The 15,521-nt window shown below is 64.4% G+C and carries 14 protein-coding genes; 13 read left to right on the top strand and 1 reads right to left on the bottom strand.

Annotation, left to right across the window (positions count from 1 at the left end):
• Positions 1 to 57: 57 nt before the first annotated feature.
• Complete coding sequence (locus IEV62_RS07655; protein WP_229732911.1) at positions 58 to 963, bottom strand: cobalamin B12-binding domain-containing protein; 906 nt, start codon at positions 961 to 963, stop codon at positions 58 to 60.
• Between the two features lie 226 nt (positions 964 to 1,189).
• Here IEV62_RS07655 and bchF point away from each other — a divergent pair, with 226 nt between their 5' ends.
• From bchF to puhE, 13 genes are read left to right on the top strand one after another with little or no spacing between them, the layout of a single operon-like run.
• Positions 1,190 to 1,720: a 2-vinyl bacteriochlorophyllide hydratase gene (gene bchF / locus IEV62_RS07650; protein ID WP_188446273.1), complete on the top strand. Its 531-nt coding sequence runs from the start codon at positions 1,190 to 1,192 to the stop codon at positions 1,718 to 1,720.
• Positions 1,717 to 3,000 carry a ferredoxin:protochlorophyllide reductase (ATP-dependent) subunit N gene (locus IEV62_RS07645; RefSeq protein ID WP_188446272.1) on the top strand — a complete coding sequence of 428 codons (1,284 nt, stop codon included), beginning with the start codon at positions 1,717 to 1,719 and terminating at the stop codon, positions 2,998 to 3,000. Before bchF ends, IEV62_RS07645 begins: the two co-directional genes overlap by 4 nt.
• 4 nt (positions 3,001 to 3,004) lie before the next feature.
• Entirely contained in the window at positions 3,005 to 4,609 is a 1,605-nt protein-coding gene (gene bchB, locus IEV62_RS07640) for a ferredoxin:protochlorophyllide reductase (ATP-dependent) subunit B (protein ID WP_188446271.1), read from the top strand.
• Positions 4,599 to 8,276 carry a magnesium chelatase subunit H gene (locus tag IEV62_RS07635; protein WP_188446270.1) on the top strand — a complete coding sequence of 1,226 codons (3,678 nt, stop codon included), beginning with the start codon at positions 4,599 to 4,601 and terminating at the stop codon, positions 8,274 to 8,276. Before bchB ends, IEV62_RS07635 begins: the two co-directional genes overlap by 11 nt.
• Before the next feature lie 11 nt (positions 8,277 to 8,287).
• Entirely contained in the window at positions 8,288 to 9,178 is an 891-nt protein-coding gene (bchL, locus tag IEV62_RS07630) for a ferredoxin:protochlorophyllide reductase (ATP-dependent) iron-sulfur ATP-binding protein (RefSeq protein ID WP_188446364.1), read from the top strand.
• Between the two features lies 1 nt (position 9,179).
• Positions 9,180 to 9,878 carry a magnesium protoporphyrin IX methyltransferase gene (bchM, locus tag IEV62_RS07625; protein WP_188446269.1) on the top strand — a complete coding sequence of 233 codons (699 nt, stop codon included), beginning with the start codon at positions 9,180 to 9,182 and terminating at the stop codon, positions 9,876 to 9,878.
• 32 nt (positions 9,879 to 9,910) lie between these two features.
• Positions 9,911 to 11,386 (top strand): BCD family MFS transporter, encoded by a 1,476-nt coding sequence (locus IEV62_RS07620; protein WP_188446268.1) that lies wholly within the window; start codon positions 9,911 to 9,913, stop codon positions 11,384 to 11,386.
• Positions 11,387 to 11,407: 21 nt separating this feature from the next.
• Complete coding sequence (gene puhA / locus IEV62_RS07615; protein WP_188446267.1) at positions 11,408 to 12,178, top strand: photosynthetic reaction center subunit H; 771 nt, start codon at positions 11,408 to 11,410, stop codon at positions 12,176 to 12,178.
• The gene (gene puhB, locus IEV62_RS07610) at positions 12,175 to 12,828 is read left to right on the top strand and encodes a photosynthetic complex putative assembly protein PuhB (RefSeq protein WP_188446266.1); all 654 of its coding nucleotides are present in this window, start codon (positions 12,175 to 12,177) and stop codon (positions 12,826 to 12,828) included. Before puhA ends, puhB begins: the two co-directional genes overlap by 4 nt.
• The gene (gene puhC, locus IEV62_RS07605) at positions 12,825 to 13,355 is read left to right on the top strand and encodes a photosynthetic complex assembly protein PuhC (protein ID WP_188446265.1); all 531 of its coding nucleotides are present in this window, start codon (positions 12,825 to 12,827) and stop codon (positions 13,353 to 13,355) included. Before puhB ends, puhC begins: the two co-directional genes overlap by 4 nt.
• Positions 13,355 to 13,651 (top strand): O2-dependent cyclase accessory protein, encoded by a 297-nt coding sequence (locus IEV62_RS07600; RefSeq protein WP_188446264.1) that lies wholly within the window; start codon positions 13,355 to 13,357, stop codon positions 13,649 to 13,651. The genes puhC and IEV62_RS07600 overlap by 1 nt, the downstream gene beginning before the upstream one ends.
• Positions 13,648 to 14,712 carry a magnesium-protoporphyrin IX monomethyl ester (oxidative) cyclase gene (acsF, locus tag IEV62_RS07595; protein ID WP_188446263.1) on the top strand — a complete coding sequence of 355 codons (1,065 nt, stop codon included), beginning with the start codon at positions 13,648 to 13,650 and terminating at the stop codon, positions 14,710 to 14,712. Before IEV62_RS07600 ends, acsF begins: the two co-directional genes overlap by 4 nt.
• The gene (puhE, locus tag IEV62_RS07590; protein WP_188446262.1) at positions 14,709 to 15,500 is read left to right on the top strand and encodes a putative photosynthetic complex assembly protein PuhE; all 792 of its coding nucleotides are present in this window, start codon (positions 14,709 to 14,711) and stop codon (positions 15,498 to 15,500) included. Before acsF ends, puhE begins: the two co-directional genes overlap by 4 nt.
• The last annotated feature ends 21 nt before the right edge of the window (positions 15,501 to 15,521 follow it).

Below are 15,521 nucleotides of genomic sequence, written 5' to 3'. Positions count from 1 at the left end.
GCTCCTGAAATCCTACGTCTCGCGGTTCACCCTGCACCGCAAGACCCTGTTGGGGGGTCAACCGGTCATTGGCTGAACCAACTCCTGTGCCACGGCATCGACCAGTTCCCCGGCCACGCGTACCGCAACCCTTGCGTCGGGCGCTGTCCCGTCCGCACCGACCGATGCGGCAAGATCCGCATTCGCGGCGAACACCCTTCCCCCGACCATCACACAAATCCGAGGATTTCTGGACGACCCGCGGATCGAACGTACGATCGCAGGCAAAGGCGCGATATGGCAGTCACAAGTAATCGTCAATCCGGCCAGATCGAACCATTCGTCGCGCACGCGCTCGAGCAGTTCCACCGTCGTGGCTTCATTGAGCCGGTCGGTCAGCCAGCCATTGGCGCAAAAGAGCTCGTCGACGACAACGGTCCCAAAGCTATGTTGATCGCCTTCGAGCGACGCAAACAATGCGCGGCGCTCCAGTGCGAACGGCTTGCTGTGGTCATGCGGCATTCGCGCAGACACTTCATGGACAACCTCCTGCAGCCGCCACAGGCCCATCGTTACATCGACGAAATCGCAGCGATCGTCCTCCCAATATTCTCCGAGCTGGCGCGCGGCGGGGGCGAGCAGATCGACGAGCAGCGAATCGAGCGGCACGCCGCGCGCAACAAGGCCATCGACATAGTCGAGCAATTCGTCCGCTTCGACTTGCAGCGCCAGTGGCGCGAATGCCGCGACCTCTGCCGCCGAAATGACGGCTGTTCGTGCGGCGTCGGCATCGATGTCGGCGTGCGGACCGGTCGCATGCGCGACGAGCAGCCGCGGAATGATTTCACTTTCGATCAGGCGCGTCAGCGAGCGAGCATATTCGACATCGGCACGGCGTTGGAAATCGACCAGTTTCTCACCGCGGCCGCTGTCGCCGCGCGGTCCGCGCTTGCCGTCAGCGGACGTAAACTGCTCGATCCTCATCGCCGAAGCCATACCTGCCATCCCCGGTGGTTACGTACTCATTAAGCGGTCGGGCACACCATATTTGGCTAATCCGGCGACTCGCAGCGTATGCCTCTTGAAAGTGTCTTGCAACACCCCGACGATGCCGCACTGCAGCAAGTGTCCAGTTTTCTTTACGTCAATTATTGTTGACACTTTATCCGCCGTCGACCTAGTCTCTGTCGAAGAGAGGCGGATCGAAACGATGCGGCAAGACGACCCTTCGAGACCCAAAACGCCGCGGCAATCCGCCGCTCCGCTCTACACGCCCGAGCAGCGTCTTCGCCGCGACTCGACGCCCTGGACGCTCGTGCAGGGCATCCTCGCACCGCTGCAATTTCTGGTTTTCCTGATCAGCGCGGCGCTGGTGGTGCACTATTTGATGACGGGTGAGGGCGCTTATGCCGCGACCGTGTCGATCGTCATCAAGACGATCACGCTTTACACCATCATGATTACGGGCTCGATCTGGGAAAAGGTCGTGTTCGACAAGTGGCTGTTCGCCGAAGCCTTCTTCTGGGAGGACGTGTTCAGCTTCCTCGTGCTCGCTTTGCACACCGGCTATCTGGTGATGCTGATCGGCGATTTCGGCACCGAGCGCGAGCGGATGCTGCTCGCGCTGGCCGCCTATGCGACTTATGCGATCAACGCCGGACAGTTCATCCTGAAGCTGCGCGCAGCGCGGCTGCAGACCGCGGCCGAAGCATCGCCCGGCATGCAGACGGCAGCGGCATGACCGTAATGGCTCCCATCCTTGCCCCGACCGGCATCGATTGCGCGCCGGTGCTGCGCGAACGCGGGCAGCGCGAAGTGTTTTGCGGCCTCACCGGGATCATCTGGCTCCACCGCAAGATCCAGGACGCCTTCTTCCTCGTCGTCGGATCGCGCACCTGCGCGCATCTGCTGCAATCAGCGGCGGGCGTGATGGTGTTCGCCGAGCCGCGTTTCGGCACCGCGATCATCGAGGAACGCGATCTCGCCGGGATGGTCGATTGCAATGAGGAGCTCGACCGCGTCGTCGACCGACTGCTCGCGCGGCGCCCCGACATCAAGCTGCTGTTCCTGGTCGGATCGTGCCCGTCCGAAGTGATCAAGCTCGATCTTTCGCGCGCCGGGCAACGGTTGTCGCTCAAGCATGCCGGCCGCACCAAGATCCTCAATTACTCGGGATCGGGTATCGAGACGACCTTCACCGAGGGCGAAGACGCGTGCCTCGCCGCCCTCGTGCCTGACCTTGCTGCAAGCGCACCGGGGGCCGCACCCGAATTGATGATCGTCGGCGCGTTGCCGGATGTCGTCGAAGATCAGTTCCTGCGCATCTTTGCACAGCTCGGCACCACCACCGTCCGCTCGCTCCCGGCGCGCCGGGCGGGCGACATGCCGCCGGTCGGCTCCAACACGCGCTTCCTGCTGGCCCAGCCCTTCCTCGGCGAGACGGCGCGCGCGCTCGAGGATCGCGGCGCGGTACGGCTCGATGCGATGTTCCCGTTCGGCGCCGAAGGCACGACCAACTGGCTCCATGCCGCCGCGGTCGCGTTCGGGATCGACGAAATGCACTTCCGCTCGGTCATCGCGCCGGGTCGTGAACGCGCCAAGCGTGCGATCGAACATTGCCGCACCAAGCTCGCAGGCAAGAGCATCTTCTTCATGCCCGATTCGCAGCTCGAAGTGCCGCTTGCGCGCTTTCTCGCACAGGAACTCGGCATGGTCCCGCTGGAAGTCGGCACGCCCTATCTCCACCGTCGCCACCTCGCGCAGGACCTCGCGCTGCTGCCGCGCGAAACCGTGATCAGCGAAGGGCAGGATGTCGACAAGCAGCTCGACCGCGTCCGCGCCGCCAAGCCCGATCTCACCGTCTGCGGCCTCGGCCTTGCCAACCCGTTGGAGAGCGAAGGGCTGACCACCAAATGGGCGATCGAACTGGTCTTCTCGCCGATCCACGGTTTCGACCAGGCGGGTGATCTCGCCGAACTTTTTGCCCGGCCGCTACGGCGCCGCGACGTGTTGAAGGTTTGATCCGGTGCAGTTAACCGTCTGGACATACGAGGGTCCACCCCATGTCGGCGCGATGCGGATCGCGACCGCGATGGAGGGCGTGCATTACGTGCTCCACGCGCCGCAGGGCGATACCTATGCCGACCTGCTGTTCACGATGATCGAACGCCGCGGCAAGCGTCCGCCGGTCACCTACACCACGTTTCAGGCGCGCGATCTCGGCAAGGATACCGCCGAATTGTTCCAAAGCGCCGCGCGCGACGCGTTCGAGCGGTTCAAGCCGCAAGCCATGCTGGTCGGCGCATCGTGCACCGCCGAGCTGATCCAGGACGATCCGTCGGGCCTCGCCGAGGCGATGCGCTTGCCGATCCCGGTCGTCGCGCTCGAACTGCCAAGCTATCAGCGCAAGGAAAATTGGGGCGCGGCGGAGACGTTTTACCAATTGGTCCGAAAGCTTGCCGACAAGGATTTGCGCGCCGCCCCGCGCGAAGGCCGTCGCCCGAGCGTCAACCTGCTCGGCCCGACCGCTTTGGGCTTCCGCCACCGCGACGATGTCGTCGAGATCAGCCGCCTGCTCGGCACGCTCGGCATCGACATCAACGTGACGGCACCGCTCGGCGCCAGCCCCGCCGATCTGGCGCGCCTCGGCGCCGCCGATTTCAACATCTGCCTCTATCCCGAAATCGCCGACACGGCGTGCCGCTGGCTGGAGAAGACGTTCGGACAGAAGACCGTTCACACGATCCCGATCGGGCACGGCGCGACGCGCGATTTCATCGCCGAAGTCGCCGCACTTGCCGGGGTCGATGCCGCCGCCGCGCTCGACGATTCGCGCCTTCCCTGGTGGAGCCGCTCGGTCGACTCGACTTATCTCACCGCCAAGCGCGTCTTCATCTTCGGCGATGCGACGCACGCCGTCGCCGCCGCGCGGGTGGCACGCGACGAGCTCGGCTTCGAAGTGGTCGGGCTCGGCTGCTACAATCGCGAATTCGCCCGGGACATCCGCGAAGCAGCGAAGCTTTATGGGCTCGAGCCGCTGATCACCGACGACTATCTCGAAGTCGAGGATGCGATCGCCAAGCTCCAGCCCGAACTCGTGCTCGGCACGCAAATGGAGCGCCACATCGCCAAGCGGCTGCGCATTCCGTGCGCGGTGATCTCGGCCCCCGTCCACGTGCAGGATTTCCCGGCACGCTACAGCCCGCAAATGGGTTTCGAAGGCGCGAACGTGCTGTTCGACACCTGGGTGCATCCGCTCGTCATGGGGTTGGAGGAACATCTGCTGACGATGTTCCGCGACGATTTCGAATTCAGCGACAGCGCCGGCGCCTCGCACCTCGGGCATGGGTCGGCACCCGCCCCAACCCGTCACCCCGGACCCGTTCCAGGGTCCACCGCACCACAAGCTCCGTCTGCTCAGCCGGAGGAGTGGACCCCGGAACAAGTCCGGGGTGACGTTGCAGTTGTTGCGACCGGCTGGTCCCCAGAAGCCGAACGCGAACTCCTGAAAATCCCGTTCTTCGTGCGTGGCAAAGCCCGGCGAAACACCGAGCGCTATGCCGCCGAGCAAGGCATTGCCGCGATCACGCTCGACACGCTTTACGATGCGAAGGCGCATTATGCCCGGTAGCGCGACCATCCCCGCCGCCATCCCGGTGCGCGTCGTCATCGTGACCCTCGATAATCATTTGTCGGGCGCAGTGCTGCGCGCGCAGGAACGCCTCCGCCGCGAAAATCCCGGCGTAACGATCGGCTTTCACGCCGCCGCCGACTGGGAGGAAAACCCCGAGGCGCTCGCAGTCGCCCGCGCCGACATCGCACGCGGCGACATCGTGCTCTCCACGATGCTGTTCCTTGAGGATCATATCCAGGCGGTGCTGCCGCAACTGCAAGCGCGCCGTGAAGACTGCGATGCGATGATCGGGCTGATGTCGGCGGGCGAAGTGGTCAAGCTGACTCGCATGGGCGAGTATCGCATGGACAAGCCCGCCACGGGCATGCTTGCGCTGGTCAAGAAATTGCGGGGCAAGACCAAGGCCGGGGCCAGTTCGGGCAAGGGCCAAATGGCGATCCTGCGCCGCTTGCCCAAGCTGCTGAAATTTGTCCCCGGCACCGCGCAGGACGTGCGCGCCTATTTCCTGACGATGCAATATTGGCTCGCCGCGTCGGACGACAATGTCGTCGACATGGTGCGCGGGCTGGTCGATCGCTACGCCGATGGCCCGCGCCGTGCTTTGCGCGGCACAATGAAGGCAGAGGCCCCGCGCGATTATCCCGAGGTCGGCGTCTATCACCCCGCCCTCCCCGACCGCATCGCGCACACCGCCGCCGCTTTGCCGCGCCGCGCCGATGCCAAGGGAACGGTCGGCGTGCTGATGCTGCGCTCCTATGTCCTTGCCAAGGACGCCGGCCATTATGACGGCGTGATCGCGGCGATGGAGGCACGCGGGCTGAACGTGATCCCGGCCTTTGCCGGCGGGCTCGACGGGCGTCCGGCGATCGAGGCGCTGTTCCTGAAGGACGGTTCGCCCGTAGTCGACGCCGTGGTAAACCTCACCGGCTTCAGCATGGTCGGCGGCCCGGCGTATAACGACACCGCCGCGGCCGAAGAAATGCTGGCGAAGCTCGACGTGCCCTATATCGCGGCGCATCCGGTCGAGTTCCAGACGCTGCAAGCCTGGGGGGCCAATCGCCAGGGTCTGCTCCCGCTCGAATCGACGATGATGATCGCGATTCCCGAGCTCGACGGCGGCACCGTACCGATGGTGTTCGGCGGGCGTTCAGACGGGTCCGACACGCCGTGCACCGGGTGCAACCGCCAGTGCCAATTCCCCGCGGCGAGCGAAGTCCGCGCGATGCAAACCTGTGTCGAGCGTGCCGAGATGCTCGCTGCGCGCGTCGGCAAGATCATCGCGCTGCGCCGTGCGGAGAATGCCGAGAAGCGCGTGGCGGTCGTGCTGTTCAACTTCCCGCCCAATGCTGGTGCGGCCGGCACCGCGCAATTCCTCAGCGTGTTTTCGTCGCTCCACGCGACGCTGCAACGGCTCGATCGTGAAGGCTACCGCGTCGAGGTCCCCGCCTCGGTCGATGCGCTGCGCGAAGCGATCCTGCAGGGCAATGCCGCGCGCTTCGGGACCGAGGCCAATGTCCATGCCAAGGTCAGCGCCGACACGATCGTCGCGCGCGAAACATGGCTGAAGGAGATCGAGGCAAGCTGGGGTCCGGCGCCGGGCAAGCTGCAATCGGATGGCACGTCAGTGCAGATCCTCGGCGCGCAATTCGGCAACGTCTTTGTCGGGCTGCAACCCGCTTTGGGCTATGAAGGCGATCCGATGCGCTTGCTGTTCGAGGGCCGTTTCGCCCCGACGCATGCCTTTGCCGCGTTCTATCGCTGGCTGCGCGAGGATTTCTGCGCGCACGCCGTGCTGCATTTCGGCACGCATGGCAGCCTCGAATTCATGCCCGGCAAGCAATCGGGCCTGAGCGCGGATTGCTGGCCCGACCGGCTGATCGGCGATTCGCCCAACATCTATCTCTACGCCGCCAATAATCCGTCGGAAGGCGTGCTCGCCAAGCGGCGTTCGGGTGCGACGCTGGTTTCCTATCTGACCCCGGCGCTCACCAATTCGGGCGTCTACAAGGGCCTTGCCGCGCTGAAGGCCTCGGTCGAGCGTTGGCGCGCGACCACGCCCGACAGCGACGAAGCGCGCGATCTGGCCGAACTGATCGCGGATCAGGCCGAAGCGGTCGATCTCGACGGCAGCGACGTGACCGCGCTCGCCGCCAAACTCTACGAAATCGAGCGTGAACTGATCCCGCAAGGGCTGCACGTCGCGGGCGAAGCGGCGACGCGCGAAGAGCGGATCGACATGATCGCCGCTTCGTCCGACGCGCGTGGCGAGAAACTCGCGCACGAGACGATCCTTGCCTTGGTCGATGGCACGCTGAAACTCGATACGCCGCTACTCAAGGATATGGCCGCGCTCAACACGGCGCTCTCGACCAATAAAGAGATCGACGGCCTCGTGCTGGCACTCGCGGGGCGCTACATTCACCCGGTCACCGGCGGCGATCTGCTCCGCTCGCCTGAAATCCTGCCGACCGGGCGCAATATCCACGGCTTCGACCCGTTCCGAATCCCCTCGGCTTATGCCGTCAGGGACGGTGCCGCGCAGGCGCAGCGGCTGATCGACCGCAGTCTCGCCGACTCCGGACATTTGCCCGAGACGGTGGCGATGGTGTTGTGGGGCACCGACAATCTGAAGAGCGAAGGCGCGCAGATCGCGCAGGCGATGGCGCTGATGGGCGCACGCCCGCGCTTCGACAGCTACAACCGGCTGGCGGGTGCGGAACTGGTGAGCCTCAAGGAACTCGGCCGCCCGCGCATCGACGTGGTCGTCACGCTGTCGGGCGTGTTCCGCGATTTGCTGCCGCTGCAAACGCGGATGCTGGCGCAAGCCGCCTTGCTCGCGGCCGAAGCCGATGAGCCGCTGGAGATGAACTTCATACGCCGCCACGCGCTCTCGCACAGCGCGGAACAAGGCTGCGACATCGAGACCGCGGCACTACGCGTCTTCTCCAACGCCGAGGGCGCATACGGTGCCAACGTCAATCTGATGATCGACGAAGGTAGCTGGACCGATCCCGACGAGCTGGCCGACAGTTTCGAACGGCAAAAGGGCTTTGCCTACGGCGTGTCGGGCGCACCGGTCCGTCAGGCCGCGGTGCTCGCCGCCGCGCTGAAAACCGTCGATTGCGCGTATCAAAATCTCGAAAGCGTCGAACTCGGCATCACCAGCATCGACCAATATGTCGATACGCTCGGCGGAATCAGCCGCGCCGTTACCCGCGCCAAGGGCGGCCAGACGGCACCGGTCTATATCGGCGACCAGACGCAGGGCGTCGGCAAGGTTCGGTCCTTACAGGAACAGGTCGCGCTCGAAACGCGCACCCGCATCCTCAATCCGGTGTGGACCGAGGGCCTGCTGCGCCACGGTTATGAAGGCGTTCGCCAGATCGAGGGCAGCGTCACCACGACGATGGGCTGGTCGGCGACGACCGGCGAGGTCGATCCCTGGGTCTATCAGCGGATCGGCGAAACCTACGTCCTCGACGCCGAAATGCGCGAGCGGATCGCAGCGCTCAACCCGAAGGCAGCGGCGCGCGTCGCCAACCGCCTGATCGAAGCTTCCGAACGCAAATACTGGTCCCCCGACGCGGCGACGCTCGCCGCACTCCATGCCGCCAGTGACGAACTCGAGGATCGCCTCGAGGGTATCGTCGCGGTGGCGGCATAAAGGAAAATATGATGGCTTTGCTCGATCCCCCAGTCCGCTGCCTCGATGGCGAAGGGTCGCTCCAGGTCGGCCTCGACCCCAATGACCGGATAGGCAACGCCAAGGTGTTTGCGGTGTACGGCAAAGGCGGGATCGGCAAATCAACCACCTCGTCCAACCTCTCCGCCGCTTTCTCGCTGCTCGGCAAACGCGTGCTGCAGATCGGCTGCGACCCGAAGCATGACAGCACGTTCACGCTAACCAAGAAATTGATGCCAACCGTGATCGACGTGCTCGAAACGGTCGAATTTCATGCCGAGGAACTCCGCCCCGAAGATTATATGTTCGAGGGCTATAACGGCGTAATGTGCGTCGAGGCAGGTGGCCCCCCGGCCGGCACCGGCTGCGGCGGCTATGTCGTCGGGCAAACGGTCAAATTGCTCAAGCAGCATCATTTGCTCGAAGAAACCGACGTGGTGATCTTCGACGTGCTGGGCGACGTGGTGTGCGGTGGGTTTGCCGCGCCGCTGCAACATGCCGAGCGCGCGGTGGTCGTCGCCGCCAATGATTTCGACAGCATCTTCGCGATGAATCGCATCGTCGCGGCGATCAAGGCCAAGTCGAAGAATTACGACGTGCGAATGGCGGGCGTGATCGCCAACCGTTCCGCAGCGTGCGACGAGATCGATCGCTTCAACGCGGCGACCGGCCTCAAGCGGTTGGCCCACTTCCCCGATCTCGACGAGATTCGCCGCTCGCGCCTCAAGAAGTGCACCTTGTTCGAGATGCCTTCCTCGCCCGCGGTCGATGCCGCCTGCCTCGAATACAAGCGCCTCGCTGCGCAAATGTGGGCCGGGTGCGAGCCGCTCGATGCGCAGCCGATGAAGGACCGCGAGATCTTCGAGTTTCTGGGGTTCGAGTGAGATGACGACGCAGACGTACGACCGCTTTCGTGGCAACCTCGAAACCTATTTCGACAAGACCGCGAGCAAGGCGTGGGAGCAACTGACCTCGGATGCACCGGTCAGCGGTGTCCGCGCGACGGTGCGCAAGGGCCGTACCGAAATGCGCGACACATTGCTGTCGTGGCTACCCGCCGACATGACCGGCCTGCGCTTGCTCGATGCGGGTTGCGGCACCGGGGCGCTGGCAGTGGAAGCGGCGATTCGCGGTGCCGAAGTCGTCGCGATCGATGTCGCTGGCAGCTTGGTCGACGTCGCCCGCAAGCGCGCGCACGCCCAGGGACAGAGCGGCCTTAACATCGATTGGCGTGTCGGCGACCTGCTCGATCCTGCGCTCGGTCGGTTCGACCATGTCGTGGCGATGGATTCGCTCATTCATTACAAAGCGTTCGACATTGTCGCGGTGCTGCGTGGCTTGTCCGACCGGACCCGTGGATCGATGATGTTCACCTTCGCGCCGCAGACGCCGCTGCTGATGGTTGCGCTCGGCATGGGTCGGCTCTTCCCGAGCGGCGATCGCTCACCCGCAATCATCCCAGTGCGCGAGCGCTTGCTCCGCACGCTGATCCGCAGCGCAATGCCGACGGCACGGCTGGGGCGTGATCGCAAGGTTTCGGGCGGCTTCTATACGAGCCATGCACTGGAGGTAGTGACCGCGTGAACGCTGCCGACCGCGCCCTCTATTTGGCTTCAATGAAAGCATCGCTCGCGCGACCGGCAAAGCCCGAGCGTGCGGGTGCGGCCGTCCGCGCGGAAGCGCTGAAGAATGGCGCGTTCTGGAACCGGCTCGGCACCGCCTTCCTGCCCTTCGCCGATGTCGCGACCAAGGAATTGCCGCTCAGCCGCTTGCTCAGGCTGTCGCTGTTTCAGGTTTCGGTCGGCATGGCCGCTGTGCTTCTGACCGGCACGCTCAACCGCGTGATGATCGTCGAACTCGGCATGTCGGCCTCGGTCGTCGCGGCGATGGTTTCGCTGCCCTTGTTGTTCGCGCCGCTGCGCGCGCTCGTCGGGTTCAAATCCGATCATCACACTTCGCTGCTGGGGTGGAAGCGCGTGCCCTATATTTGGTTCGGCACGATGCTGCAGTTTGGCGGCTTTGCGATCCTGCCCTTCGCCCTGCTTGTCATGTCGGGCGGCGGTCAGGGCTCGCCGGTCTACGGCCAGATCGCCGCCGCGCTCGGCTTCCTGCTGATCGGTGCGGGGATGCACACGACGCAGACCGCCGGCCTCGCGCTCGCGACCGATCTCGCGACCGAGGAGAACCGGCCGCGCGTCGTCGCCTTGCTCTATGTCATGCTGCTGCTCGGCATGATGATCAGCGCGCTGGTCATCGGCCAACTCCTCACCCACTTCTCGGCAACGCGGCTCGTGCAAATCGTATCGAGCGTCGCGATCATGACCGTGATCCTCAACGTGATCGCTTTGTGGAAGCAGGAAGCGCGCAACCGTGGCGCGATGACGCCACGCGAGGCACGGCCGTCGTTCCGCGAAACCTGGGCACAGTTCATCGCCCAGCCCAAGACATTCCGGTTGCTGGTCGCGGTCGGGCTCGGCTCGGCGGCGTTCAGTATGCAGGATGTGCTGCTCGAGCCTTATGGCGGCCAAATCCTCGGTCTGTCGGTCGGTGCGACGACCTCGCTCACGGCGTTGTGGGCAATGGGCATGCTGGCCGGCTTCGGCCTTGCCGCGCGCGCGCTCGGCCGCGGCGGCGAACCCAATCGACTGGCCGGCTTCGGAGCGACGGCAGGGATTGGCGCATTCCTCTGCGTGCTGTTTGCCGGACCGATCGGATCGGCGCCGTTGCTCGCGGTCGGCGCGATCATCATCGGCTTTGGCGGCGGTCTCTTCTCGGTCGGCACGCTGACCGCGGCAATGGGCATTTCCGACGAGGGCCGCACCGGCCTCGCGCTCGGGGCGTGGGGCGCGGTTCAAGCCAGCTGCGGCGGCCTTGCCATCGCAATCGGAGCGTTTGCGCGCGACCTGATTTCGGCCGCCGCCGTGGCGCATGATCTGGGGACGACGCTCGCCGTCCCGACCACCGGTTATGCCTTTGTGTACTGCGTAGAGATCGTGTTGTTGTTGGCGACACTGGTGGCGCTCGGACCCCTGGTTCGCGTTCGCGAGCGTAAACCCGCCCCGCGGTTCGGCCTCACCGAATTTCCCATTTGATGGACTGTGAAGGATAGTCTCATGCACTTGCAACTCACTCACGGGATCGACGTCGCGCTGGTCGTGCTCAACGCCTTTTTCCTCTTCTTCCTGGGATTGGTCGTCTATTTGCGACGCGAGGATCGCCGCGAAGGCTATCCGCTTGAGCATGAGCTGACCGGTCGGCTCGAAGGCGGCGGGGCGCTGTCCACCGCGCCGACCAAATTCTTCAAGCTGCCCTTTGGCCATGGCACCGTCAGCGCGCCGACCAAGGGCCGCGAGCCGCTCAATGTGCCGGGCGCACGCAAGTCGGATTGGTTCCCCGGCGCGCCGATCGAGCCGACCGGCAACCCGCTGGTCGACGGCGTCGGCCCCGCCGCCTGGGCCGAGCGCGCCAAGCGCCCTGATCTCGATTGGGAGGGCCATGCCCGCATCGTGCCGCTCAGCGCCGCCGACGGCTTCTTTATCGCGCGCCAGGATGCCGACCCGCGCGGCTTCACCGTGCTCGGCTGTGACGGCAAGGTAGCCGGCACGATCCGCGAAGTGTGGATCGACAAGGCCGATCGCCTGATCCGCTATCTCGAAGTCGAGATTACCGGTGGCCGCCATGTCCTCGCGCCGATGACGATGGCAACGATCGCCCGCGCCCGTAGCACCGTTACCGTCGATGCCGTCACCGCCGCACAATTCGCCGACGCACCCGCGATCGAGGGTACTGGCGTGATCACTTTGTATGAGGAAGAACGCGTCCAGGCCTATTTCGGTGGCGGCTATCTCTATGCCACTGCCGCCCGTTCGGAGCCGCTGATATGAGAACCGAATATGAATCGGAGCCGAACCCCGGCTTACCCGGCCTGCTCCCCAAGGGCGAAAACATCATCTGGCAGGGATCACCAAACTGGCGCGTGCTGGCGCGCACCGCGTTCCACACGCGGCTGGTCGCCGGCTATTTCGCGGCGCTGACCGTATATGCGATGGGCAACGCGCTGTGGCATGGCGTTACCGGCCTCGCCGATCTCTCGGGCGTGGCGATTACACTGGCGGGCGCGGTGATCGGCGTGGGGCTGCTGCATCTGCTCGCCTGGGCAACGGCGCGCGCCACCATCTACACGCTGACCGACCGCCGCATCGTCCTGCGGATCGGGATCGCTTTGCCAAAGTGCATCAATCTGCCGCTCGGCATCATCGGCAACGTCGATTTGCGGCAGCGCATGGAGGGCACCGGCGATCTCGCGATCAAACTGACCAGCGAACAGCGGCTCGGTTATGCCGCTCTGTGGCCGCACGCCCGCCCCTGGCAGTACAGCAATCCACAGCCGATGCTGCGCGCCGTTCCCGACATCTCGGCAGTCGCAACCTTGCTCGCCCGCGCGTGCTTGTCGATCCAAACCGACGGTCGGGTCGTGCCGATCGAAACCGCCACGCGCATGACCGCCGCCACCGAACAGGCAGAGGCCGCATGAACACCACCCATAGCGACCATGTCGATGTCCCACGCGGCGCGCTCATTATGGCCGGCGCACTTGTCGCGATGGCGATCACCGCGACCAGCATCGTGCGCATTGCGCAGGTCCCGCCATCGGCCTCGCCCGCGCTGCTGCGCGCGGCCGACCATGCCCAAATCATCAAGACGCGCAATCTGCGCTTTAGCGATCGTCCCGATGGCGCGGTCGAGATCGAGGATGTCGGCACCGGCCAGACTGCGCTGATGCTGGAGCGCGGCAGCAATAGCGGGTTCATCCGCGGCGTGATGCGCGGGCTCGCGCGGGAACGGCGGTTGCACGGCGTCGGCGCCGACGCACCCTTCACGCTGACCTTGTGGAGCGACCGGCAATTGTCGCTGACCGACACGGTGACCGGCCGCTCGATCGAGCTGAACGCGTTCGGCTCGACCAACCGCGCGACCTTTGTCGATCTGCTGATGCGGCCTGAAAGGCCACAGACAGTACCCATTGCAGCATCCCCCGCCACAACGGCGGCGCACTCCTGATGCTAGCCCTCGCCCGCACCCGCTTCGATACGCCTTGCCGGATCGAAGTGGAGCATAGCGACGAGCATTTCCACGCGCATGTCGAGCTGGCCGACGGCGTGCCGATCTATCCCGGCGACAAGGTGCGCGTGCATGGCGAGCCAATCGTCGTTGGTTTTGGCGAAAGCGCGGTGTTCAATCGCACCGCCACCGTCGAACGCGCGACCGCTATCGAACGGTTGTGGACCAAATTCGCCGGTCATTTCGAGATGACCGAATTGTACGAAGTCAGCTTTACGCCCCGGAGGACTGCATGAACGCCGTCACGAAGATCAAGGCAGCGCCCGATACGATGGCGATCGCGCGCGAGAATACGGTTCTGTCGCCGCGCTTCTACACCACTGATTTTGTCGCGATGGACAAGATCGACGTCACCCCGGTGCGCGCCGAATGGGACAAGTTGATCGCCGAGATGGTCGCCGATCCCAACAAACTCCACTTCAAACGCACCAACCAGTTCGATGGCGTGATCGAGAGCTTGCCCGATGGCTTGCGCGAGGAATTCATCGATTTTCTCGTGAGCTCGCTGACTGCCGAATTTTCGGGCTGCATCCTCTATGCCGAGATCCAGAAGCGCGCGAAGAACCCCGACATCAAGCAGCTCTTCCGGCTGATGAGCCGCGACGAGAGCCGCCACGCCGGTTTCATCAACGATACGCTGAAAGACGCCGATATCGGCGTCGATCTCGGCTTTCTGACCAAGACAAAGAAATACACCTATTTCCGGCCGAAATTCATCTTCTACGCGACCTATCTGTCGGAGAAGATCGGCTATGCGCGTTATATCACGATCTACCGGCACCTCGCGCGCCACCCCGAGTTGCGCTTCCACCCGATCTTCAACTGGTTCGAGGAATGGTGCAACGACGAGTTCCGCCACGGCGAAGCGTTCGCGCTGCTGATGCGCAACGACCCCAAGCTGCTAAGCGGCCATAACAAGCTCTGGGTCCGCTTCTTCCTCGTCGCGGTCTATGCAACGATGTACGTGCGCGACCACAATCGTCCGCAATTCCACAAGGCACTCGGGATCGACCCCAAGGATTATGATTTCCAGGTCTTCCGCGTCTGTTCGGAAATCACCAAGCAAGTCTTCCCGATGACGCTCGATACCGACAGCCCCGCCTTCCGCGCCGGGCTCGAGCGGATGCGCAAGACCGCACTCGCGATCGACGCGGCAAAGGCGCAGGGCGGCGTGATCGGGGCCATCAAGAAAGTCGGTTTAATCGCCGCCGCCGGGGTCAATTTCGCGCGGCTCTATTTCCACCCGGTGGTCAGCAACGCGCTGCCCGCGCAGATCCGGCTGGCGCCGGTCTGGTGAGCGTTCCGCCGCTGATCTTTGCGCTGGTGATGTGGTTCGTCGGGACGGCGGCGGTCGTCTGGCTCGACAGTCGCCCGCGCCATACCTTTGCGGCCAGCTTCAGGCTCGCCGGGGGGGCCGCGCTGATTGCGCTCGGCGCCGTGTGGCAGAGCGCCGGCGACACGACTTGGGTCGGCTCCTATATCGGCTTCAGCGCGGCCATCGTCCTGTGGGGCTGGCACGAGATGGGCTTTCTGATGGGCTTCGTGGCGGGGCCTAACAAGGCCCCCTGCCCGCCCGACGCGGTCGGCTGGACACGGCTGAAGCTCGCGACCAATACCGTGATCCATCATGAAATCTCAATCGCGATCAATGCATTGGTGCTGTTCGCATTGTGCTGGGGCCAAGCCAATCAGGCGGCGCCGCTCACCTTCCTGCTGCTGTTCGTGTTGCGGCTGAGCGCCAAGTTCAACCTGTATCTCGGCGTACCCAATCTCAGCGACGAAGTGTTCCCGGAACATCTCGCCTATTTGAAAAGCTATTTCCGCGTGCGCTGGATGAACCCGCTGTTTCCGTTCGCGGTTGCGGGCTGGGTCGCGATCACGATCTGGTCATGGCTCGCCGCCGAAGCGTCACCCGCCAATAGCGGCGCCGCCGCCACCGCGACGCTTCTCGCAGGGCTCGCAGCGCTCGGCGTGGTCGAGCATTTGTTCCTTGTGTTGCCCATGCGAGATGCCAAGATGTGGACATGGGCATCATCCACCAAAAAGACAGAGGCGCAGCCGGTTAAGCCGGTCGCCATCGACTAGAAGATCGGGGAGGGTAGAGTA

It is taken from the genome of Sphingomonas psychrolutea, assembly GCF_014636175.1.
In the GTDB taxonomy this organism is placed as follows: Bacteria; Pseudomonadota; Alphaproteobacteria; order Sphingomonadales; family Sphingomonadaceae; genus Sphingomonas; species Sphingomonas psychrolutea.
This window is presented reverse-complemented; position numbering and strand designations above follow the sequence as displayed.